The sequence below is a fragment of the Candidatus Saccharimonas aalborgensis genome, assembly GCF_000392435.1.
GTDB lineage: Bacteria > Patescibacteriota > Saccharimonadia > Saccharimonadales > Saccharimonadaceae > Saccharimonas > Saccharimonas aalborgensis.
Genome location: NC_021219.1, coordinates 354,579 through 376,670, shown reverse-complemented (window position 1 = coordinate 376,670; position 22,092 = coordinate 354,579). Strand labels below are relative to the sequence as shown.

Genomic DNA, 22,092 nt, shown 5'->3' with positions numbered 1-22,092 from the left:
TCTAGTATTGTTCTAGTACATCTGTTCAATGCGTCCCTTGTTTTCCTTATTCTAGGCACACGACGGTTCGAAACAGCGCTGCTAAGGTCAATATAATACCGTCCACCAAGGCAGCGCTCACATAAAACGGAATGTAAGAAAAAATGGAAAATGAATTTGAGGTTGAAGCGGAAGTTCACAAGCCCGTCGGTGCTGGGTATCGAGTTAAGGTGCTGATACCTGACATAGGTATATACATCAATGGCTTTATGGTGTTCCCGCCAAACGGTGAACAAGACTGGGCAGTATATCCACCTCTGCTCGGTCGAGCGGGACGCGGCAAGTATAGGTACACAGTGGAGTTCAACATGCAGTTTCCACTATGGGAGGAGATACGTCAGGCATGTATTGAAGCGGTTAAATCAGCTACAGGTTTAAGTGATGAGGATGACTCTACTTCGAACACACAGCCTACACGAAAATCAGATGATATGGGGTTCATGTAACCCTTAAAAAGAAAACCCTTATATATAAAGATAATCTCTAAAAGTAAAGATTACCTCTATGGTGAGAGTCTGTTTAATACGGGTAAAGACAGGACTCAGGGAACAAAAGGGTTTCGATTAATTGAAAAATATTATATAATTAAAGCTGAATGTTGTCCAGTAACCTAGCCACCCTATTGAAACTGAACAGTAAACAGCCTGCTGGGCGAGAAGCCAGAAAAGGATTAGACATGGGTAGCGCAACTGAGCAACCGAACCATCCAGCTTTGTACACAGTCGAAGAAGCTGCGGAGTACTTGAGGGTGAGTAGATGGATGATTTACAAACTGATGAGACACAACGAACTAAGAACCCTAACAATTGCCAGCAGACGATTAATCGCATACGAGGACTTAACGGACTTTATAAAACAGAGCAAAAGGAAGCAATATGAGCAGACGACGTCGGGGTGAAGGAACGGTCTACAAGCGTAAAGAAGGTCGGTATGAAGCTGCTTGCTACGTAAACACGCCTCTAGGGATTAGGCGAATAAGACGCTATGCCACAACACGCAAAGATGCCGAGGCGATTTTAGTGGAGATGCGCAACAAGAATGATAGCGGTCTCAAGGCAAATCCGAGGGAGGAAAGGCTTGGTGCATATATGGATTATTGGCTTTTAGTAGTGCAACCTTCGATTCGTAGGAGTACTTTAGCTGGTTATGAGTCGCTCGTTCGTATTTATCTAAAGCCAGGGCTTGGCAATAAGTATCTCACGAAGTTGAGTGTGGCAGATGTCCAGACATTTATCGACAACCAGCTAAGGACGGGTCAATCGCACCGCACTGTACAGAAAATGCGCTGTATTCTTTCCGCAGTATTGCAGAGGGCTGCGAAGGAGGAGCGTATATCGCGCAATGTGGCACGGCTTGTTACCATACCGATGTATAAACCAAAAGAAGCCGAGCCATGGAGCGTAGATGAGTTAACTGCCTTTTTACGCGCTGCTTCTGACCATCAGTATTATCCAATTTACTTTCTAATGGGCTTTTATGGGCTTCGTAGGGGTGAGGCGTTAGGCTTATCATGGTCTGACATAGATTTCACCAACAAGATTATTCGTGTAAGGAGGCAAGTAGACTACTCGAATCACACGTATAGCTATGTGGAGTTAAAGACACGTGCTTCAAAACGCAATCTTCCTATACTTGACGCAACTCTAGCTGTGCTTAACAATCTTAAGTCCACAACTGCGGGACCGCTGCCCGACCTTATATTTAAGACATCAAACGGACTTCCAGTTGACCCTAATAATTTACGAAGGTCTTTCAAGCGCATAAGTAAAGAAGCGGGTCTGCCGATTATTACGCTCCACCATTTAAGGCACACCGCAGCTACAAACCTCAAGAATCTGTGCGTTGCGCCCAGAGATGTTCAGGCAATTTTGGGTCATTCGCATATCTCAACAACCCTACAGATTTATCAACATGCCGACATTAACGACACGTCAGAAGCATTACAAAAATATGAGCTTCAAATCAGTGAAAAAAGTGCTTCTAGCCGTCAAATTAAGCCGTCAGGCGACAAAATCTTGGCGGAATATATCAAAATTAACAGTGCGACAGTGGGTCGGGTTCCAATCAAAGACCTCAGGCTTATGAGTCCTACGCTCTAACCGACTGAGCTACAGTGCCGAGTGCAGCCAATTATAGCAGAGGAGAGTGCTAATTTCTAGAGATGAACACTGCGCGAGCGTTTCAAGGCGCAACCGAGAAATTCGGCTACTTTGTCGAGTTCGGTCCAATCACGAACTCGGAGAGGTGTTTCAACATGCTGGTTGTAGTCCTGTGTGTAGTGCGCATGAAGCCAATCGGCGTTTGCGGCATCGGCTATCGTAGGGCGATCATCAAAAAGCATTACTCCCGAACACTCCGATTTTCGTTTGCCGATATATGCTTCATCGGCAGCACGCGGGCCGAGGTATCGTTCAACTGTCACTAGCTTTTCGCGAATACTCCACGGATTGCCAGAGATGGGCGCAGAACAGATACGAGCATGAAAACCGAGTGATCTCACGAAGTGCCAGGCTTCTATAGCACCCGGTATGGGTTCCAGTGATTCAAAAAAGCCTTTCGAGTGCTGAAGGTCTCTTACGAGAGCAATATGCTCAGGGTCGGTAAGGCGCTTAGTCATATAGAAGTCTGAGCGTGGTGGTACGGTAATGCCATGTCGCTTTAGCTCTGCCTCAACACGGGCATCAAAGTCGAGGATGACACCGTCTAGGTCAAATAGAGCGACCGGCTTAGCCGAATCTTCGGGGTGTTCTGCCATACTCTGGAGGTACATCAGGCGTTGAACCCGCGTCGTCAGTAGTTGGTACCGGGCACGAGTTGCTGGGTTCGCAAAAACGTATTCTCTGGTATCACCATCAACCGGCGCTTGTTCAAATGACTGCTCTGGGGGGTATTGGCTGCGCGTTAAGTCTAGTACGTTGCCATCAATACGATTGCGGTAGTGGGTTTCGGAAGCTCCCGCATAAAGTGTTCTGAGGCGCTCGATGTCGCCACCAAGGTAGTCTTGGATCACGAGCGATGTGGGAACGCACTGTCCCCTGGTAGGGACATCATCATACCATGTATCAGGGGTACTAGTAGTTTCTAGCGACCAACTGCCTTCTATGGCTGTGGTAAGTCGTTCGGCACGAGTTCGCATTCGTTCCTCTCATCTCCCGCCCGTTAGCTGTGTATTCAAGTATAGCATTAATAGCGGCGACAGTATGGTATATAATAGTGAGTATCTCCGGGTGATACTCACTGCCTCTTTGGTAAGCGTCCCTCACCACTGGATCATCAGTTGTCTTCGGATACGTCGCTAGAAACGGGCGGGGAAAACGGGCAACACATTTCAGTAGATCGTTTCTCTTATGTGCAACTAAGAGGAGTTAGTGAAATGAATGATGAACTTTATCTCAATGAACGCGTTCAGGTGATAGCGACATTTGCTGATGGTCTGGACTTGTGTGTTCCAAGGCGGATACGCCGTTCAAACGGCAAGGAGATCGCGGTCACCGAGCTCGGACTTCGCCACCCAGTTATGAAGGGAAGGCGCTTGATTCATGTTTTTGAAGTGACTGACGGGGGGAGTGACTACCGACTAGAGTTTGACGCTGAGCGACTCACCTGGATGCTGACAAGGGAGGCGGATCACTATGAATAATGACTGTAATACGGCGCGTCCACTTGTGATGCATATCGATCTCAATAGTTGTTTTGCGACTGTTGAGCAACAAGCTCGACCACAGTTACGCGGTAGGCCGGTGGGGATTGTCAATCGAGCAACCGACCAGACATCGATCGTGACCGCGAGTTACGAAGCAAAAGCGATGGGGGTAAAACTTGGTATGAAGCTACGCGATGCAAGAAAACTGTGCCCGACACTCGTAGGTATCGAAAGTGATCCGCCGAAGTATCGCTATGTCTATCACAAACTAATGGCGATCATGAGCGACTATAGCCCTCACTTCACGATGAAGAGTATCGATGAGGGTGTGATTGATTTTGCCCAATCCCCTGCCTCGATACGGGAGCGGAATTTGGTAGAAGTGGGGCAGGAGATTAAACGTCGATTACGTGAAGAAATAGGCAGAGCGATGCGCTGTAATATCGGGATTGCCCCAAATCGATTCCTCGCAAAGACAGCCGCTAGTCTGCATAAACCTGATGGGCTTGATATCATCACTCACGAAAATCTAAGGGCCACCCTACTAGACCTCTCGCTTCAAGACCTGACGGGCATCGCCTCACGCAACGAACATCGTCTCAACGCAGTTGGTATCTATACGCCACTCCAGATGCTCGACGCCGATAGGGCAACGCTCAGGCTTGCCTTTAAGAGCGTTGTCGGCGATTGGTGGTATCAACGGTTGAGGGGTTGGGAAGTAGACGACGTCCAGTACGATATGAAGAGTTGCGGCCGTCAGTATGTCATCGAACGACGAGAGCTGCCTCGCTCGGATGTACTCCAGAGACTTCATCATCTCGTCGAATCGGTGGGAACAAAGCTACGCTCACAGGGAAAAAGCGCGCGGGGAGTAGGGGTGTATGCGCGACTCTACGCGGCCAGCACACCAGGAGAAGCCACAAATGGCCGCTGGGGAAGACGGGGGAATTATTGGCATGAAACATACCTCGCTCCCCTGCCCTTTTATACCAATCAAGCGATTTGGGAGATAGCACGCCGACTCTTTGAGCACGTGCCGAATGGTGATATACGTGAAATCGGCGTCCATTGTTATCATCTTCATGATGGCGCAGATCGTCAGTTGGTATTATTTGGCGATCAATTTGTGCGTGAACAGCAGGTAACGTGGGCGATCGATGAAGTCAACAATCGATGGGGTGAGCGTACGATTCACAGTGCCGATACCCTGGGGACGGGTATCTATGTCAAACAAAAGATACCCTTTGGGAGTACGCGTTATCTATAGACAAAATAACCATTATAATTTATAATATGTAAAACAATGATTCAATATCCCGCAGAGTCTACTCCTGGCGTTCCCTCTATTATTGAGCATCTCGGCCGTCATCCCATGCGCCCCAAGCAGGAAATTGGTCAAGCTATGGCGGCACTGGGGTTTCGTGTCCCCCGTATCTTCGATACGTATGAGGATGCCGTTTCATGTGGGGATCGATTCTTTGCTTGGTCTGAACATCCCGGTGAGCTGTATTATTCAGGACTTGGCATGTCGTATGATAGCGAGGGAATGCATAGCGAGGAAATCGAGGCGGTCCAAAAGGGAATCGACGACCCAGACCGCACCTATTGGACACTTCGTAGGATTGCCAGGATGGCTGGTGCACACTACGGACACGTGGCGACTTGGCATCGGCTATTGACCGGTAAATCATCACACGGTTTTGATACCGAAGTACTGCGAGATGCTAGTTTGTCGTATTGGCAGGCAGCAAAAGGTGCAAATTATTTCCTGGTGCCGGATAATGGGCGGGAGGATCGATTCTATATCGGGAGAGTGGATGAGCAAGAGTTCTATGTCGTTGATGAAGGAGAGATCAATCGCCCTGCTTCGTATACAGGCGAGAACGATCCGCCGGTCCAGGAACTTATGGGGTACTATGAGCAAGTGGTGGGCGCGGCACCGTTTGATGCGTCGGTTGCTCATATCGTAGAGTGTGCATATGACGGTGAGACAGAGCCGGTATTTCTCCAGGCGCTTCCCACCCGTCCTCGGCAGATTGCCGAATTTGCTGTCACAAACTCGCAGGAGAGTATCTTGTATGTGCGTGGCGTGACACCAGCAGAGGGTATTGAATTCGATATACTTGCGTACGATCCGTCACATGAGGACTATCATGGAGGGCCATTCTCGTATGGACTTCATGAAGGGGAGGGTCAGTATGAATATGCCGTCTCGCATGCGACAGCACTTTTCCCAGCAAAAGGTGGCGATCGTTGGACATCCGATACGTTTCTCCGCCAACTTGGCATGGCAGCGCCGGCACACTCGGGTCGGAGCATGATATTTAAGCCTGGTGTAACAGTTGGTCTGACTGAGACAGCGTATAATCAACTACACGGAGATGATCCTTTCACAAAACGCCGTGCGTGGGTACGGAGTGACGGTACAAGGGCGACAATTCGCTACTGGGATAGCGTTGAACGTGCGATTAAGCAACTATAACAATACGCCGCACTTGTTATAGCGGCGTATTGGTTTGAGAGTCTCCCAACAACTAGTAGTCGTAAAGGCTACTGTAGTTGCTGCTGCGGCTACTCGACGAAGAGTTGCTTGAGCCAGTATGTGCCTTGATAGGAACGGTGATGAGTGTCGCGACAAGTAGCGCACCGGCAACACCCATGAGAACCAGCGTCATGAGCTTGCTCATGTTTTTGCCGCGGTAGATATTGTAAGCGCAATAACCAATAAACCCAACAAATCCAAGTCCAATGAGCTGTGGCAAAAATCTTTGCAGGTACATCTGACCAATGTCGGCACTCGTACCAATCAGCATCAGCGAAGAGATCAAGATAGATACGAGGCTGCTCGCAAGTAGGATAACGATCAGCGCAAGGGTACCAACAAAGGTATTAGTCACAAATGCGTAGGGTGCTCGGTGAACGTACTCGGGTTGCGAGGCAATGTCTTTGGTTGTCTTTTTGTACAGCCAGAAAGCCAGGAATGCAAAGACGCCGGCTGCAACGGCACTTGAAATGGTGCCCGTGAATACGTCGGTTCCCATAAGCAATGATGAACCTAGTGCTGCCATGTACATCCCCATTCCCGTGTTTGACCACATGAGCATGAGACTTGCGATAACACTACTTGATGCTGCGAGCGCCAATAGCACAGACACGACCGCACCTAAATAGGTGAGCGTAATATGCCCCTGTGGTTTCGTCGATTCACTCATGATAATAACCTCCATTAGAACTTCTGGTTGTATTGTAGCACTTGCTGCTATATGTATGCAAAAGGATGCCTAACTCTGCTATACTGATGCGCGAAGCGACATGATCATGCTAAGCAAAAGGAGTTACCATGGATGATAGTGCGGTGAAGTCAACTCGTCCGACAGCTAAAAAGAAACAAGCGGCAAGTAAAGATGTATTGCCACAAGTAAATACAACCAAAGGGGAACAGCCACAAAAGGGCTATTCACGGAGAAAGCTCATTATCAGTATCGTTGCTGGCAGTTTAGTACTGTTGCTGGCGATTGCGGGTGGTGTGAGTTATGCGTTGCTCAATAGCCGCCCATCGAAAGCTGAGTATCAGAAAGCACTAGATATAGCAAAAGATATCAATACTATCGCTACCGATGAACTAGTCTATAGCGACAATCAGTCAAAAGTTGACAAAGCAATCCAGAAGCTTGAAGACAAAACTACCGAGTTAGAGAAACTAACTGTGTGGAAGGATCGGGATGCAAAGTTGGCCTTTGATTTCTATAAAAATAAAGAACGCCACTTCGTACCCGCGCTTAAAGATTACAATAAGCGTCTAAAAGAGGCAGGAAGTGACAATAGTTATACGGTTGAAAGCAAAGATGTCGCACGCTACTTTTACGCGACTCGGCTTAGCGATCTGATTGATCTCCTCGAACTCAGAGTCGATACCTACTAGGGGGATGTATGGCGATTGCAGCCGTGCCAATCACTTCCCCGCTTTTGTTGGCAATCAGCGGTGGTATAGATAGCGTTTGCCTGCTTCATATGATGGTAGCGCGACAGACGGAAACGCTGATTGTTGCGCATGTCGATCATGGAATACGTTCAGACAGCGCAGCCGATGAACGTTTTGTAAGCGAGCTCGCTAAGCAATATCACTTGCCGTATGTATCGACTCAGCTTTCGCTCGGTCCGAACGCGAGCGAGGAGGAGGCGAGGAATGCCCGCTATGATTTTCTACTGCAACAAGCCGCTACCCATCAAGCAACGATTGTTACGGCACACCACCAAGATGATGCGATAGAGACTATCGCACTAAATCTATGGCGCGGCACTGGCTGGAGGGGGTTGGCAGTATTGAATCGCCCTACTATCTTGCGGCCTTTTATCGAACTCTCAAAGTCGCAGCTGTACCGCTATGCGCTCAAGCATCGATTAGAGTGGGTAGAGGACTCAACCAACGCTAGTAGTATTTACCAGAGAAATCGCCTTCGTCGTATGCTTGCGGCACAGGGGAAAAAACTGGACAAAGTTGCGCTGATGGGCTTGCGAGCAAAGCAGATTCAGTTGAAGAAAGACGTTGAAAGTGAGGAAAGGCGCTATCATACAACTGATCTCACGTCACGTCATTTTATGATTCAACTTGATAATGCTACGGCAGGAGAGCTGATAGCAACGGTAGTTGAGCGATTAAGCGGCTATAGACCGACACGACCGCAGGCTGAGGCCGCGCTTCTGTTTGTAAAGACAGCCAGGTCGGGATCATGTCACCAAGTAGCAAAGGGGGTGGAAATTGTGTGCAAGACTCGATATTTTGAAGTCCGGGTAGTATAATTGACCAGAGATACTCACATAAGTTTAATCAGACAGTAAAAAGGATGAGTTAATTCATGGCAAAACCCCCTACAGGTAAAGTAAGTAATTTGGTCCGGCTGGGACTTTTTTGGTCTCTCATGATCCTTGGCGTATTGACCGTCTGGGCCATCACTTCGCCACACACCGGCATGAAAGATGTTGATATATCTGACGTGATTCGGCGTGCAAATAATGGTGATGTTACAAAAATCCAAGGTTCGGGCAATGAACTACAAATCACCCTGAAGGGGCAAGATAAGCCAACCGAAAAATCCTATCTCACTGGTGGTATCAGCACGCTCATCAAGGAGAATAAAGTCGATACTACCAAGACGACGCTCAGTGATTCACCTGCATCTGAGACTGGTAATACACTTTGGAATATTGCGACACTTGTCGTGCCGATTATCTTGATTGCAGCCTTCTTTATGTTCATGATGCGTCAAGCACAGGGCCAAAATAACCAAGCCATGGGCTTTGGAAAGAGTAAGGCAAAACTATACGGTCTCGATAAAGAACGAGTTGTCTTCAGTGATATCGCTGGAAATGACAATGCCAAGCAAGATTTGGAAGAAGTGGTTGATTTTTTGAAGCACCCAAAGAAATACGAGAGTCTCGGTGCCAAGATTCCAAAAGGAGTTTTGCTGATAGGCAACCCTGGAACGGGAAAAACAATGCTAGCGCGTGCAGTAGCGGGTGAGGCGAATGTACCGTTCTTTAGTATCTCAGGAAGTGAGTTTGTGGAAATGTTTGTCGGTGTTGGTGCGAGCAGGGTGCGCGATCTGTTCCAAAAAGCCAAAAAGAACGCTCCTTCGATCATCTTTATTGATGAAATTGATGCAGTAGGACGAAAACGCGGTAGTGGCATGGGCGGTGGTCACGATGAGCGTGAGCAAACACTCAATCAAATCCTCGTCGAAATGGATGGGTTTGAGACAGGAACGAACGTCATCGTTTTGGCGGCCACTAACCGTGCTGATGTTCTCGACCCGGCACTTCTCCGTCCTGGTCGCTTTGACCGCCGCACAACCATTAGTTTGCCGGAGCGAAAAGACCGCGAGGCTATCTTGAAGGTGCATTTCAAAAATAAGCCCGCTGACGATACGGTAAACCTCGATAAACTTGCAGCAAAGACGGCGGGTTCTTCGGGCGCGGACTTGGCAAACATCGCCAACGAGGCAGCGATTATTGCGGCACGACGCAATGCCAAACGTGTTAGCAACAAAGACCTCACTGAAGCGTTTGAAAAGGTTGCTATCGGTCCTGAACGCAAGGCAAAGGTGATGAACGAGCAAGAAAAAGAGATGACCGCGTATCATGAAGCCGGTCATGCAATTGTCGGGCATGTGCTTCCGGATAGCGACCCTGTCCACAAAGTGACGATCATTCCGCGTGGTGGAACCGGAGGAGTGACGTGGTTTCTACCCCCAGAAGACAAGAGCTATACGAATGTGTATGAGTTTAAGGATATCCTCGCTCGTGCTATGGGCGGTCGGGTTGCCGAAAAGCTTATTTATGGAGCTGATGGTGTGACGACCGGAGCGGGGAGCGATCTTCGCAAAGCGACTGAGATTGCGCGTGACATGGTGATCGAGCAAGGGATGGGGACCACACTGCGTGACCAGGTTTTTCATGAAGACGCCGGTGGCATGGTGTTTGATAAGATTACTCACGAACGTCCGTATAGCGATGCGACAGCCCAGCAAATCGATCGTGAAGTGGAAATACTTATCAAGGAGGCAAGCCACCGTGCCGAGGCGGTGCTTCGCACTAATCGCGATATCCTTGAAAAACTAAAAGACGCGCTGATTGAATCTGAAACATTGGAAGAAGACGAGGCAACCAAATTGATGGCAGATGCTACGTTGCCTGCGGAGGCAAAACTCCACTAGGAGTTTGAAAGATGGCCTATGGCACAAAACCGAATGCGCTCAATGGTCAATCTTGCCAATCGCAAAATGTCTGTAAAGTGGGCTGCAATTTTGCTTGCAAGCTCAACACTCCTCTCGTCACTCCTTGGTCTCTACCGTGATCGTTTATTGAATGGGCTGTACCTCGATAGTTACCGCGTAGGAATCGACGCCTATACTGTTGCATTTACTATTCCTGACTTCATGTTTTTCATCCTTGTTTCCGGAGCGCTCGGCGTTTCATTTATACCAGTGTTTAACCAGCGGCTTGATACAGGTAACAAAAAATCTGCGTGGGAGTTGAGCTCCTCGATGATCAACTTCATGGCCCTCATTACTCTTGTAGCGAGTATTCTCATTATGATATTTGCCAGTCAGCTGGTGTACATTATCAGTCCAGGACTCGATGAGTCGGGCCATGCGCTGGCGGTCAGTATGATGCGCGTGATCGCGGTCAACCCCTTCCTATTTGCGATTGCAACGGTGATTGCCAGCATGCAGCAAGCAGTGGGACGCTATATGTTTTATGCGCTTGCACCCACTATTTACAATATAGGAATTATTATCGGTGCGCTGTTCTTTACGAATGGCATTACCATCTTTGGCTATCAAGTGTTTGAGGGGGGAATCATGGGGGTTGCGCTCGGAGTTGTACTCGGAGCTATTATGCAGCTTGTCGTAAGTGCCATTGGTCTATTAGGGGTTGGATTTGATTATCACTTTAAGATCAGCTGGAAAAACAAAGGGTTTCGTCAGGTACTGAGACTGTTGCCAGCACGATCGCTTGACCAAGGGATTGATTATGTCAACGGCTTTGTCGAGACTAATCTTGCATCACATATGGCTGACGGAACGATCCGTGCGTATCAACAGGCATCGGCACTATCGCTTATGCCGGTCAATCTCATTGGTGTTGCCATTAGTAACGCGGCGTTTCCAAAAATGGCTGAACGTCTCAACCAAGGCAGAAATGACCTCTTTATGTCAGAGCTGCGATCTATTCTGCGTGTCATCATATGGTTAGCACTGCCGACTGCCGCAATCACCTTTTTTGCTCGAGGGTACGTCGTCAACTTTATCAAAAATGGTGGTTTTCCGCTGATATCAGGCTTGCTTGGTGTTCTCGTTGTGGCGATTTTGTTTCGGACAATTTACCACATTGCCGCTAGGGCGTTTTATGCACAGCAAGACACCAAGACGCCACTTTACGTGTCAATTTTTTCGATTGGTCTCAACATTATCTTAGCCGTCGTATTTACGCAAGTATTTGGGTGGGGTGTATATGGTCTCGCATATGCACAGTCGCTTATGGCACTTATTGAGGTTGTTATTTTATTTTGTATCATTGGGCGGCGCATGCCCGGGTTTTTTACGCGTGCATTTGTGGGTGCGGTGGGTAAGATGTCTATTGCGACGGGTAGTATGTCACTTATAACCTACCTTACCGTCACGCTCTTACCACTTCGCAATAACGATCAAAACTTTATCTCAACCTTCCCAAAGTTTATGATAATTGCTTTTGTCAGTTTTAGCATATATATATGGGTAAGCAAATGGTTTCATTTGGTTGAAGCCGATCCAGTAGTACGGCGTTTACAACAGATTTTCTTTGGTTCGGTACGCAGGAAATGAATACTGATAGCATTCGTAATTTCTGTATCATTGCGCATATTGACCATGGAAAGTCCACACTTGCTGATCGCATGATGGAGCTTACCAGCACCGTAACCAAACGCGAAATGAAGAGCCAGCTGCTCGATAGTATGGAACTCGAGCGCGAAAAAGGGATTACGATCAAGCTTGCTCCCGTTAGGATGAAGTGGGAGGGGCATGATCTCAATCTGATCGATACGCCAGGGCACGTCGACTTTAGCTACGAGGTGTCACGGAGTTTACAGGCGTGTGAAGGTGCAATTTTGGTTGTCGATGCAAGTCAGGGAATACAAGCGCAAACGCTCGCAAACGTTTATCTTGCGCTCGAACAAGAACTGGTTATTATACCAGTTCTCAATAAAGTCGATTTGCCGGCGGCCGACGTGACACGAGTTTCCAAGGAGGTGATAAACCTGCTGGGTTGCAACGAATCAGATATTATCAAGATCAGTGCCAAAACCGGTGAAAATGTTGATCAAGTGTTGCGGGCGGTAATAGATCGTGTGCCACCACCGATAGGGTCGGTAGATACTGGGACTCGCGCGCTGATTTTTGATAGTTACTACGATGACTATAGAGGGGTTATTTTATACGTACGCGTTGTTGACGGCGAGATACAAAAAAACGATAAGATCAGTATGCTTGGTACATCTGCGCAGGGCATAGCACTGGAGGTTGGTCACTTGAGTCCGACGATGGTTGCAGATAGCACGCTCTCTACAGGTCAAATCGGCTATATCGTGACTAACCTCAAAACAACGCGTGATGCACGGGTAGGGGATACGATCGTCATCGAAAAACGAGAGTTCCCCGAAACAGTTATTGCACTGCCGGGATATAAACACGTTAAACCGTTTGTCTACGCTGGCTTCTTCCCGGTGAGTAACGAGGACTATCAGGATCTCAAAGACGCGATTGAGAAATTGAGTCTGAGTGATAGTGCCCTTCAGTTCGAGCCGGAGAATTCACCGGTTCTCGGCTACGGTGTGCGTATCGGGTTTCTGGGCTTGCTTCATATGGATATCATCCGCGAGCGTCTTGAGCGAGAATATGATCTGGATCTTGTCGTAACAAATCCGAGTACCGACTATCAGGTAACACTGACAAGTGGTGAAGAACTTGACATAAAGAGCGCTAGTAGTCTGCCAGACCCTGCAAAGATTCGTGAAATTCGTGAGCCGTGGATAAAGGGAGAGATTGTCGTCCCACAGGAGTTTGTAGGAACGGTCATCCAGCTAATAGTGACAAAACGTGGTAGACAAACAAATCTGAGCTATATCGACGAAAGAGCGCTTGTTAGTTTTGAGGCACCACTAGCAAACCTCCTGACTGATTTTTATGATCAGCTCAAAAGCGTTACTAGTGGCTATGGCAGTTTTAATTATGAACTTGCCAATTATCGCGTAGAGGACTTGGTGCGCGTTGATTTCTACATTGCAGGAGAAATAGTCGACTCATTGTCAGTGATGGCACACCGCAGCGAGGCTCAGACCCTTGGCAGGGAAATAGTAGCAAAACTAAAAGATGTTGTGCCTCGTCAAAGCTTTGAAGTTGCACTGCAAGCAGCTATCGGCGCTCGCTTCATTGCACGCGAAACACTGGGGGCGTATCGCAAAGACGTGACCGGATACCTCTATGGCGGTGATGTAAGTCGAAAAAAGAAGCTACTCGCCAAACAGGCACGAGGCAAAAAACGTATGAAGCGCTTTGGGAAGGTTGATATACCAAGCGAGGCCTTTATGGTGATGCTAAAACGCGACTAAGAGTTTGTGGCGCGCTCGAAGAGTGCTCGTAGGATGGCGGCATCGACTTGCTCAATACTAGGAGTGCCATCGATATGAATCAGCAGACCTAAGTCGCGATACCTATTGATGACAGGAATAGTAAACTTCTCATAGAGGTCAAGTCGTTTCCTGAGACCCTCCTCATCATCATCAGTGCGATCTTCGCGTGTACCGTGAATTTTTGCCTCATGAAAACGTTTCCAGGTGGTTGACTCATCAATATCGAGGAAAATAACTGCCTTAATCTCATGTCCGCTTTGTGCGGTGGCAGCCAGAATAGCTTCCTCTTCGCCCTGCATGCGTCCAACGCTGCTCAGAAAGAGTGGTTTTCCGGCGAATTCATCCCGAGAAAGGTATGGTGTGACAATCGCTTTGTACTCCTCGGTAGGAGAAAGCGCGCCTGAGTTGATAGCATCGAGAACGTGCTGTGGCGTTTGGCCATGCCGGAGAATGTCACCTCCACCTAGCACCACTCCGCCAAAAATCTCTGCAAGTTTTTCACACTGCGTATCTTTACCGGCGTATTGCCGTCCAAATATATTAATAGAACCTGCACCGAGCCACGCCTTGATGGTGGTGAGGTCCGCTTCTGAAACCTGTTGCATAGGTGATTTAGTATAGCGTATATACAGACTAATAACAATAACTCCTTGAGTTTAAAATCGCCATCAAGTTTATTGGCACTCATTGACTTCGAGTGCTAGATCTTGCTATACTGTTTGTAATGAGTCTCACTGAACGACAAAAAGCGATACTTGGGGCGATTATTGAGCAGTATGCTGAGATAGCGGTGCCGGTAGGTAGTGTGACGCTGGCGAAACTCTTTGGAGTCAGCAGCGCAACTATTCGATCTGAAATGGCACGGCTTGAAGATCTCGGGCTCATCACGGCGCCGCATACTAGTGCGGGACGTATCCCGACCGATAGGGGCTATCGTCTTTATGTTAACAGCATCACTGATGCACAGATGTCAGAGTTGCCTAGCGGAATTGATCGTAGTACACGAGCGATTGAGGCCCACGTCACCGCTCAGATTGCTCATAGCGACAGGGCTATTCGCAGTGCAGTTGATAGTCTAGTGGAACTTACGGGGAACTTAGGATTTGCAACGATAGGTAGTGAGCTGTACATGAACGGTATCAGTAATCTCTTCAGTCAGCCGGAGTTTTTGGTTGGGGGACATGTGCAGAAGATCGCAAGCTTGCTCGATAATATCGAGCCCTGGCTTCGAGAGGCTTCACCCAACCAGCCACTAAATGTTTTCATCGGGAGCGAGAACCCAATTGGTAAGACAAGCGGCGCGACATTGATTATTAGTAAGTTTCGATCCCCCTATAGCGATCGTAGCTATATCGGTGTTATTGGCCCGACTAGGCAAAACTATGCACGTACCATGCAGCTCGTGAAGCGAACTGGTGCAATGCTGGAGGAGGTATTATAAAAAAATGAGTCGTTATCATTTTTATCTTGTGAGTTTTGTGGTAGCTATTGTTTCGGGCGGTTTACTACTGAAGTATTCCGTCGATATCACCGGTGGTGACGTTCGCTCGTTTGTTATTTTTTGCATCATGTTTGGGATATTTGGCGTGAGTGGCTCGTTGACGTATTATTTTTATGCGCATCGTACACAACAAGGCAAGCACAAACACGACACACTGGCCAAAGCAAAGGAGATAACTAATGAAAAAAAAGCAAACTGACGAGATAGATCATTTGCTTGAGTTAACGAGAGACTTGCAGCGTACCCGCGCTGATTTTGAAAATTATCGTAAACGCGCCGAAATGGAGAAGCAGCAGATGATGGAGCGAGGGGAAGAGAAAATGGTTCTCAAGCTCCTTCCCATTATTGACACGATTGAACGGGCAATTTCGCATGCACCAGGCGAGCTTTCTGAAAACCAGTGGGTTCAGGGAGTAGTTGGTCTGGCAAAGCAGCTCAGTGCAACTCTCGCGGAGCTGGGTGTTACCCGCATAGACGCTGCGCCCGGTGTGCAGTTCAACCCTCATTTTCATCAAGCAGTGCAGTTTGATGAAGCAGAGGGTGAGAACGAAGTTATCGCGGCTGAACTTCAGGCTGGGTATATGCTGGCAGATAGTGTCATCCGACCCGCCATGGTAAAAGTCACGCGTCAGTGATAGCTTTAGCTAAAATGATGTTAATAACACAATGTTAGCACTCTTGACATGAGAGTGCTAACTTACTATGATTGAGATATAAATTAGCACTATCCTGCGAGGAGTGCTAAGTTACCAGAACAAGCTATGTAACAAAGGAGGAAAACACGAAATGGGAAAAATTATAGGGATTGATCTTGGAACAACTAACAGCGCGTTTGCTTACCTAGTAGCTGGCAAACCAGAGGTTATTGCGAACGCCGAAGGTAATCGTACGACACCAAGTGTTGTGGCAGTTAATAAATCTGGTGAGCGTCTTGTAGGGCAAGTCGCGCAACGTCAACGTGTAACGAATGCTAAGAATACAATCTACGGTATCAAGCGTCTGATTGGCCGCAAGTTCAGCGACAAGGAGGTACAAAAAGACATTGATATCATGCCGTTTGAGATTGTGAAGCATCAAAGTGGTGTTGGCGTGAAAATGGCAGGCAAGGAGTATACTCCTGAAGAAGTTTCGGCGATGATCCTTAGCAAGATTAAAGCAGACGCCGAGGCATTTTTGGGCGAGAAAGTCACCGAGGCTGTTATTACCGTTCCTGCTTATTTTGACGACTCACAGCGTCAGGCGACGAAAGACGCGGGCAAGATTGCCGGACTTGAGGTTAAGCGCATCATCAACGAGCCAACTGCAGCGGCACTCGCCTATGGTCTCGAAAAAGGTAAAGAAGAAAAGATTGTCGTCTTCGATCTCGGCGGCGGTACGTTCGATGTATCAATTCTCGAGCTCGGTGACGGTGTATTTGAAGTAAAGTCAACCAACGGTGATACTCACCTCGGGGGTGAAGATTTCGACAACACGATCGTCAATTACTTCCTCGACGAATTTAAAAAGACTGACGGCATTGATCTACGCAAAGATAACGCTGCAATGCAGCGTCTCAAGGATGAGGCTGAGAAGGCCAAGAAAGAGCTCTCGACTGTCACAGAGTACGAAGTCAATATCCCATTCATCACGGCAGATGCTGACGGTCCAAAGCACTTTGAGCTCAAGCTGAGCCGTGCTAAGCTCGAAGAGCTTGTGGCTTCACTGCTTGATCGGCTTGATGGGCCAGTTGAAAAAGCTCTCAAAGACGCCAAATTATCAAAGGGTGATATTAATGAAGTGGTGATGGTAGGTGGTATGACTCGCATGCCCGCTGTCGTGGAGAGGGTCAAAAAACTATTTGGTAAAGACCCAATGCAGGGTGTTAATCCTGATGAAGTGGTCGCTATTGGAGCTGCTATTCAGGGTGGAGTTCTTGCCGGAGATGTCAAGGACGTACTACTCCTCGACGTGACACCGCTTAGCCTCGGTATTGAAACCATGGGCGGGGTGTCAACAAAGTTGATCGAACGAAATACCACAGTTCCAACGAGTAAGAGCGAGGTATTCTCGACAGCCAGCGACAATCAGCCACAGGTAGAAATCCATGTGTTGCAGGGTGAGCGGGAGTTTGCTCAGGACAACAAGAGTCTCGGACGATTCATCCTCGATGGAATTGCACCTGCACCTCGCGGGATGCCACAGATTGAAGTTACCTTCAACATTGATGCCAACGGTATCCTTAATGTCACCGCAAAGGACAAGGGCACGGGTAAAGAGCAGTCCATCACCATTCAAAACTCCGGTAACATGAGCAAAGAAGATATCGAGAAGGCGCAAAAAGAGGCAGAATTGCACGCTGACGAAGATAAGAAAAAGCGTGAGACAATCGACGCAAAAAATCAGCTTGAAAACGCTATTTACCAAGCGAAGAAAATGCCCGATGAGTTCAAAGACAAGATTTCCGATGATGACAAAAAAGCCATCGAGGAAGCTGTCGCAGAGGCTGAAAAGCACAAGGAAGCAACCGATAAAGATGAACTAGAGGCTGCAACAAAAGCCTTGAACGATGCTATCATGCCGATCGGTGCCAAAATGTATCAGCAAGCTGCTGAGGATAAAAACGAGGACGAGGCTACATCTTCGGATAGTAAGAAGTCGAACAAGGAAGAGCCAGTCGAAGGCGAAGTTGTCGACGAAAAGTAGTTGTTGTGTGAAAGATAGTCGGGTGAGGTGTTGCATGCAACACCTCACGTTTGTATAGAGATAATGAAGCGAGCCTATGGGAAAAGAATAGAGCTGATTGGCAATGTATGGTATAATTCATTACTATACAAATGGACACGTTCATCATCGTTCTTGAGGTATTACTCCTTGTTGGTCTCTCGGGCATTTACTCGGGACTCAATATTGCGCTTATGTCGCTTTCGCGGACTGACTTGGGTCGAAAACGACGGCTCGGTAATGTCGACGCAGCGAGGGTATACCCGCTCAGGAAAAACAGCCATCTTTCCTTATCTGCTATTTTGCTTGCTAACGTTGCCGTTGTTTCTACGAGCGCTCTTATCCTCGAGCATCATACAGGGGGATTGATTGCCGGTATAGTCAGCACACTTCTCATCGTCATCTTTGGCGAGGTTGTGCCGCAAGCTATTTTCGTGAAACGCGCACTCAAGTTTTGTTCGTTTCTGTCACCCTTCTTGTGGTTTACGATTTGGCTTACGTACCCGGTCTCAAAACCTTTGCAGATGCTCTTGGACAAATTGGTGGGTCACGAACAACTTCACCTTCATTCGAGGGATGAGCTTGGGCTTCTGATCGGTGAGCACGCTGACGATGGGGCAAGTGAGCTCGACGACGATGAGGTAGAGATTATCAAGAGTGCCCTGCTCATGAGCGAGAAGCAAATTAAAGACATTATGAGACCAATCAAGGACGTGTATTGGCTTCGCTACGATGCAATCCTTGATGCTGATACTGTTGACGATATCAAAGCGCACGGCTATAGCCGTATCCCTATTTTTGATCGCGAGCGAACACATTGTTTTGGCGTACTCCTTATGAAAGACATGGTAGACGTTGATTTTGATGAGAATCCGCTACCGGTTCACGCGTTTCGTTTACACAAGACAAAAATGGTCGGTAGCCGAACAGCGCTCGATACGCTATTGCGGCACTTCTTTTCAGTGCGGTCACATCTGATACCAGTTGAAAAAGACGATCACATTATCGGTATCGTTACTATCGAAGACCTGATCGAGGAGATTATTGGTCATGAGATTGCCGATGAGACTGATCGCATGCTGGAGCGACAATAGTACCCCAATTCACTTGTGCTTTTAGGCGTAAACCAGTACCATACAGATATGGACCTAAAGGGTGAGCTTTCGAGTATTATTGAGGGTGATGTTGATGCCAGCGATCAGGCCAGAGAGTTTTATAGTCATGATGCCAGCTTATTTGAGCTACGACCAGAAGTAATTGTTTTCCCAAAGCATGCGGGCGATATAAAATCAGTTGTTTCTTTTGTTGCCCAGTACAAAGCAGATGATCTCAGTTTGAGTGTCACTGCAAGGTCTCGCGGTACTGACATGTCGGGCGCCGCTATCAATGACTCTATTATCATCGATACCAGCAAATATATGGTAAACGTCTACGATGTTTCAGCCGAGTCGGCACGTGTTGAGCCGGGTATGATGTATAAAGATTTTGAAGTAGAGACGCTCAAATATGGAAGTATTTTGCCAAGTTACCCGGCTAGTCGCGAGTTGGCAGGCATGGGTGGAATAGTAAACAACAACTCAGGTGGCGAGAAGTCGCTTCAGTTTGGTAAGACCGATCGCTATGTATCAGAAATGAAAGTAGTGCTCGGTGACGGTAATGAGTACACGATGCGTCCCCTTAACCGAGATGAGCTAAACGCAAAAATGAATCAGGGTGACTACGAAGCGCACTTATATCAGAGGACGTTTGAGTTGCTTGATCAGCACTACGATGAGATACAGGCAGCAGCTCCAAAAGTGACAAAAGATGCCACGGGCTATCACCTCTGGAATGTATGGAATAGAGACACCGGCATATTTGATATGACAAAGCTGTTTGTGGGGGCGCAGGGAACGCTGGGCATTATGACTGAGGCGACCATTAAATTAGTGCCAAAGCCAACCCATGCCGGTACACTGGTTTGTTATATGCGAGATATTGACAATCTAGGTGAGCTTATTCCCGCCGTACTGGCTCACAAGCCTGCTACGTTTGAATGCTTCGACGACAACACGTTGTGGCTTAGTTTTAAGTTTATTTTTGCGTTTATCAAGCGACTTGGTTTCATCACCTGGGTAATTATGTGTTTGCAGCTTATCCCAGATGGACTCGCACTGCTACGCGGTGTGCCAAAGATGATACTACTCATCGAGTTTACTGGGGATAGTGTTGACGAAGTAAAACAAAAAATCCATACCGCAAAAAAAGATCTCTCACGCTTCAAGTTTAGCTATATGGAGGAGGATGATACCGAAGCAGCGAGTCGTAAGTTTTGGCTCATGCGTCGTGAGAGCTTTAACCTGCTTCGTAGCAAGGTAAAGGAAAAACATACAGCACCCTTCATTGATGATCTCGTCGTGCCGCCAGCTCGACTGAGTGAATTTCTGCCTCAGCTGCGCGGGATCATAAAGAAGTACAATCTCCTTGCAACCATTGCCGGACACTTAGGCGATGGTAATTTCCACGTAATTCCCCTCATGAAAATCGAAGATCCTGCGGAGCGAGCGAAGTTCGAGCCAGCGATGAAGGAAGTGAATACTCTCGTAATTAGTTACGGTGGGAGTGTAAGTGGTGAGCATAACGACGGTTTGGTACGTGGTCCATGGCTGGAGCAGATGTATACACCGACTGTACTTCGGTATATGCGAGAGGTCAAAGAGTTGTTTGATCCCCAAAACATATTCAATCCTCACAAGAAGACAGATGCTACGTGGGAATATAGTTTTAAACATATCCGTGAACATTTCTAATTAGCACTCTTGCATACTGAGTGCTAATTTCGTATACTACATACAGTATGACAAAACGTGATTATTATGAAGTTCTTGGCGTCGACAAAAGCGCTAGTGATGATGAGATCAAGAAAGCCTTCCGTAAGGCTGCCGTAAAGCACCACCCAGACAAAGAGGGTGGTGACGAGGCGAAGTTCAAAGAAATCAATGAAGCCTACGAGGTGCTCAAAGATAAACAAAAACGCCAACGCTACGATCAGTTTGGTCACGCTGGCGTTGGTGGCGCGGGTGGCGGTGGGAACGGCGGTAATCCGTTTGAGGGATTCAATTTCAACGGTCAGGATGTTCACTTTGATTTTGGAGGTAACGGTGCATTTGGTGATATCTTTAGTCAGTTCTTCGGGGGCGGTCCGCAACAAACGTATGGTCCATCGCGCGGGCGAGATGTGGAGACTAGGCTAACACTTTCCTTTGAGGAGGCAGTGTTTGGTAAAGAAGAAAAAATAAACCTTGTTCTTGACGACGAATGTACTCATTGTAAGGGATCCACGGTCGAACCCGGCTATAGTGTGAAAAATTGCGAGACATGTAAGGGCGCTGGACAACAGATTCGCGTTGTCAACACCATGTTCGGTGCTATCCAGCAGGCGGTTACCTGTAATGATTGTAAAGGTAAAGGCAAGGTACCGGAGAAAGCCTGCACGCGCTGTCGTGGTACCGGCACTGAGCGACGTGAACAAATGATCACCGTAAAAATACCAGCGGGAATTGACGATGGGGCTACCATTCGTCTGAAAGGTCATGGTGAGGCAATTGGCGGTGGTAGTAAGGGCGATCTGTATGTGCATATTCGAGTCAAAGCTCACAAGAAGTTCACGCGTGAAGGTAACCTCATCTTGAGCGAAGAGCACATTAGTTTTGTACAGGCAACACTTGGCTGTGAAATTGATATTGAGACCGTGGACGGGACGGTCACCATGAAAATACCCGCTGGGACACAGAGCGGGACAGACTTTAAACTCTCGGGACACGGCGTGCCACACCTACGGAGTGAATCACGCGGCGCACACATTGTCAGTATCGTAGTGGACACTCCAACCAAGTTAAGCAAAAAACAGCGTGAGTTGCTCGAGCAATTTGATGGAGCGGCCAAACGAGGCTTGTTTAGTTGAGCCATTGGTATGATTGCCACTAAAGCCAATAAAAACAGAGATACAAATATTGACTTATAGATGAAAAAATGCTATAATTTGGTAAATTGCTATCAGGA

21 protein-coding genes are annotated in these 22,092 nt (G+C 47.7%); 18 read left to right on the top strand and 3 right to left on the bottom strand.

All coding sequences use genetic code 11. From position 1 onward, the window contains the following. The first annotated feature begins 143 nt into the window (after nt 1–143). The 3 genes from L336_RS01910 to L336_RS01900 all read left to right on the top strand — a co-directional run bounded on the left by L336_RS01910 (nt 144) and on the right by L336_RS01900 (nt 2,138). A complete protein-coding gene (locus L336_RS01910; protein ID WP_015641525.1) occupies nt 144–485 on the top strand; it encodes a hypothetical protein in 342 nt (113 codons plus the stop codon). 149 nt (nt 486–634) lie between these two features. Further along, nucleotides 635–937, top strand: a complete 303-nt coding sequence (locus L336_RS06035) for a helix-turn-helix domain-containing protein (RefSeq protein ID WP_041191199.1) — start codon at nt 635–637, stop codon at nt 935–937. Beyond that, nucleotides 915–2,138: a tyrosine-type recombinase/integrase gene (locus L336_RS01900; protein WP_015641524.1), complete on the top strand. Its 1,224-nt coding sequence runs from the start codon at nt 915–917 to the stop codon at nt 2,136–2,138. The genes L336_RS06035 and L336_RS01900 overlap by 23 nt, the downstream gene beginning before the upstream one ends. Before the next feature lie 56 nt (nt 2,139–2,194). On the opposite strand, the gene L336_RS01895 is transcribed toward L336_RS01900, so the two are convergent. Further along, complete coding sequence (locus L336_RS01895) at nt 2,195–3,175, bottom strand: YunG family protein (RefSeq protein WP_015641523.1); 981 nt, start codon at nt 3,173–3,175, stop codon at nt 2,195–2,197. Nucleotides 3,176–3,412: 237 nt separating this feature from the next. Here L336_RS01895 and L336_RS01890 point away from each other — a divergent pair, with 237 nt between their 5' ends. From L336_RS01890 to L336_RS01880, 3 genes are read left to right on the top strand one after another with little or no spacing between them, the layout of a single operon-like run. Next, nucleotides 3,413–3,679 (top strand): hypothetical protein, encoded by a 267-nt coding sequence (locus L336_RS01890; protein ID WP_015641521.1) that lies wholly within the window; start codon nt 3,413–3,415, stop codon nt 3,677–3,679. Then, the gene (locus L336_RS05560) at nt 3,672–4,949 is read left to right on the top strand and encodes a DNA polymerase Y family protein (RefSeq protein ID WP_015641520.1); all 1,278 of its coding nucleotides are present in this window, start codon (nt 3,672–3,674) and stop codon (nt 4,947–4,949) included. Before L336_RS01890 ends, L336_RS05560 begins: the two co-directional genes overlap by 8 nt. A gap of 36 nt (nt 4,950–4,985) precedes the next feature. Then, nucleotides 4,986–6,164, top strand: coding sequence for a hypothetical protein (locus L336_RS01880; RefSeq protein ID WP_015641519.1), 1,179 nt, complete (start codon nt 4,986–4,988; stop codon nt 6,162–6,164). 52 nt (nt 6,165–6,216) lie between these two features. On the opposite strand, the gene L336_RS01875 is transcribed toward L336_RS01880, so the two are convergent. Further along, a complete protein-coding gene (locus L336_RS01875) occupies nt 6,217–6,894 on the bottom strand; it encodes a hypothetical protein (RefSeq protein WP_237738788.1) in 678 nt (225 codons plus the stop codon). Between the two features lie 128 nt (nt 6,895–7,022). On the opposite strand from L336_RS01875, the gene L336_RS01870 reads away from it, so the two are divergent. The 5 genes from L336_RS01870 to lepA are packed head-to-tail and all read left to right on the top strand — an operon-like array spanning nt 7,023 to nt 13,829. Next, nucleotides 7,023–7,604 carry an MCP four helix bundle domain-containing protein gene (locus tag L336_RS01870; protein ID WP_015641517.1) on the top strand — a complete coding sequence of 194 codons (582 nt, stop codon included), beginning with the start codon at nt 7,023–7,025 and terminating at the stop codon, nt 7,602–7,604. A gap of 8 nt (nt 7,605–7,612) precedes the next feature. After that, nucleotides 7,613–8,482, top strand: coding sequence for a tRNA lysidine(34) synthetase TilS (gene tilS, locus L336_RS01865; protein ID WP_015641516.1), 870 nt, complete (start codon nt 7,613–7,615; stop codon nt 8,480–8,482). A 56-nt stretch (nt 8,483–8,538) separates the two neighbouring features. Beyond that, on the top strand, nt 8,539–10,395 hold the full coding sequence (gene ftsH / locus L336_RS01860) for an ATP-dependent zinc metalloprotease FtsH (protein WP_015641515.1): 1,857 nt from the start codon (nt 8,539–8,541) through the stop codon (nt 10,393–10,395). 18 nt (nt 10,396–10,413) lie between these two features. Continuing rightward, complete coding sequence (gene murJ / locus L336_RS01855; protein WP_015641514.1) at nt 10,414–12,045, top strand: murein biosynthesis integral membrane protein MurJ; 1,632 nt, start codon at nt 10,414–10,416, stop codon at nt 12,043–12,045. Then, nucleotides 12,042–13,829, top strand: coding sequence for a translation elongation factor 4 (gene lepA / locus L336_RS01850; RefSeq protein WP_015641513.1), 1,788 nt, complete (start codon nt 12,042–12,044; stop codon nt 13,827–13,829). Before murJ ends, lepA begins: the two co-directional genes overlap by 4 nt. Here lepA and L336_RS01845 read toward each other — a convergent pair. Then, the gene (locus L336_RS01845; RefSeq protein WP_015641512.1) at nt 13,826–14,455 is read right to left on the bottom strand and encodes an adenylate kinase family protein; all 630 of its coding nucleotides are present in this window, start codon (nt 14,453–14,455) and stop codon (nt 13,826–13,828) included. The two genes, lepA and L336_RS01845, sit on opposite strands and share 4 nt — an antisense overlap. Nucleotides 14,456–14,574: 119 nt before the next feature. On the opposite strand from L336_RS01845, the gene L336_RS01840 reads away from it, so the two are divergent. The 7 genes from L336_RS01840 to dnaJ all read left to right on the top strand — a co-directional run bounded on the left by L336_RS01840 (nt 14,575) and on the right by dnaJ (nt 21,994). Beyond that, complete coding sequence (locus L336_RS01840) at nt 14,575–15,291, top strand: hypothetical protein (protein WP_015641511.1); 717 nt, start codon at nt 14,575–14,577, stop codon at nt 15,289–15,291. A gap of 4 nt (nt 15,292–15,295) precedes the next feature. Next, the gene (locus L336_RS05555) at nt 15,296–15,550 is read left to right on the top strand and encodes a hypothetical protein (RefSeq protein WP_015641510.1); all 255 of its coding nucleotides are present in this window, start codon (nt 15,296–15,298) and stop codon (nt 15,548–15,550) included. Next, the gene (locus L336_RS01835; protein WP_015641509.1) at nt 15,531–15,986 is read left to right on the top strand and encodes a nucleotide exchange factor GrpE; all 456 of its coding nucleotides are present in this window, start codon (nt 15,531–15,533) and stop codon (nt 15,984–15,986) included. Before L336_RS05555 ends, L336_RS01835 begins: the two co-directional genes overlap by 20 nt. Before the next feature lie 151 nt (nt 15,987–16,137). Continuing rightward, nucleotides 16,138–18,033, top strand: a complete 1,896-nt coding sequence (gene dnaK / locus L336_RS01830; RefSeq protein ID WP_015641508.1) for a molecular chaperone DnaK — start codon at nt 16,138–16,140, stop codon at nt 18,031–18,033. Between the two features lie 131 nt (nt 18,034–18,164). After that, on the top strand, nt 18,165–19,145 hold the full coding sequence (locus L336_RS01825; RefSeq protein ID WP_015641507.1) for a CNNM domain-containing protein: 981 nt from the start codon (nt 18,165–18,167) through the stop codon (nt 19,143–19,145). 48 nt (nt 19,146–19,193) lie between these two features. Next, nucleotides 19,194–20,840 (top strand): FAD-binding oxidoreductase, encoded by a 1,647-nt coding sequence (locus L336_RS01820; protein ID WP_015641506.1) that lies wholly within the window; start codon nt 19,194–19,196, stop codon nt 20,838–20,840. Between the two features lie 47 nt (nt 20,841–20,887). Further along, nucleotides 20,888–21,994 (top strand): molecular chaperone DnaJ, encoded by a 1,107-nt coding sequence (gene dnaJ, locus L336_RS01815; protein WP_015641505.1) that lies wholly within the window; start codon nt 20,888–20,890, stop codon nt 21,992–21,994. Nucleotides 21,995–22,092 lie beyond the last annotated feature (98 nt).

Bases quoted from the DNA above. Each gene is read 5' to 3' on its own strand.
- L336_RS01910 (WP_015641525.1), top strand. From the start codon at position 144: ATGGAAAATGAATTTGAGGTTGAAGCGGAAGTTCACAAGCCCGTCGGT.
- L336_RS06035 (WP_041191199.1), top strand. From the start codon at position 635: ATGTTGTCCAGTAACCTAGCCACCCTATTGAAACTGAACAGTAAACAG.
- L336_RS01900 (WP_015641524.1), top strand. From the start codon at position 915: ATGAGCAGACGACGTCGGGGTGAAGGAACGGTCTACAAGCGTAAAGAA.
- L336_RS01895 (WP_015641523.1), bottom strand. From the start codon at position 3,175: ATGCGAACTCGTGCCGAACGACTTACCACAGCCATAGAAGGCAGTTGG.
- L336_RS01890 (WP_015641521.1), top strand. From the start codon at position 3,413: ATGAATGATGAACTTTATCTCAATGAACGCGTTCAGGTGATAGCGACA.
- L336_RS05560 (WP_015641520.1), top strand. From the start codon at position 3,672: ATGAATAATGACTGTAATACGGCGCGTCCACTTGTGATGCATATCGAT.
- L336_RS01880 (WP_015641519.1), top strand. From the start codon at position 4,986: ATGATTCAATATCCCGCAGAGTCTACTCCTGGCGTTCCCTCTATTATT.
- L336_RS01875 (WP_237738788.1), bottom strand. From the start codon at position 6,894: ATGAGTGAATCGACGAAACCACAGGGGCATATTACGCTCACCTATTTA.
- L336_RS01870 (WP_015641517.1), top strand. From the start codon at position 7,023: ATGGATGATAGTGCGGTGAAGTCAACTCGTCCGACAGCTAAAAAGAAA.
- tilS (WP_015641516.1), top strand. From the start codon at position 7,613: ATGGCGATTGCAGCCGTGCCAATCACTTCCCCGCTTTTGTTGGCAATC.
- ftsH (WP_015641515.1), top strand. From the start codon at position 8,539: ATGGCAAAACCCCCTACAGGTAAAGTAAGTAATTTGGTCCGGCTGGGA.
- murJ (WP_015641514.1), top strand. From the start codon at position 10,414: ATGGCACAAAACCGAATGCGCTCAATGGTCAATCTTGCCAATCGCAAA.
- lepA (WP_015641513.1), top strand. From the start codon at position 12,042: ATGAATACTGATAGCATTCGTAATTTCTGTATCATTGCGCATATTGAC.
- L336_RS01845 (WP_015641512.1), bottom strand. From the start codon at position 14,455: ATGCAACAGGTTTCAGAAGCGGACCTCACCACCATCAAGGCGTGGCTC.
- L336_RS01840 (WP_015641511.1), top strand. From the start codon at position 14,575: ATGAGTCTCACTGAACGACAAAAAGCGATACTTGGGGCGATTATTGAG.
- L336_RS05555 (WP_015641510.1), top strand. From the start codon at position 15,296: ATGAGTCGTTATCATTTTTATCTTGTGAGTTTTGTGGTAGCTATTGTT.
- L336_RS01835 (WP_015641509.1), top strand. From the start codon at position 15,531: ATGAAAAAAAAGCAAACTGACGAGATAGATCATTTGCTTGAGTTAACG.
- dnaK (WP_015641508.1), top strand. From the start codon at position 16,138: ATGGGAAAAATTATAGGGATTGATCTTGGAACAACTAACAGCGCGTTT.
- L336_RS01825 (WP_015641507.1), top strand. From the start codon at position 18,165: ATGGACACGTTCATCATCGTTCTTGAGGTATTACTCCTTGTTGGTCTC.
- L336_RS01820 (WP_015641506.1), top strand. From the start codon at position 19,194: ATGGACCTAAAGGGTGAGCTTTCGAGTATTATTGAGGGTGATGTTGAT.
- dnaJ (WP_015641505.1), top strand. From the start codon at position 20,888: ATGACAAAACGTGATTATTATGAAGTTCTTGGCGTCGACAAAAGCGCT.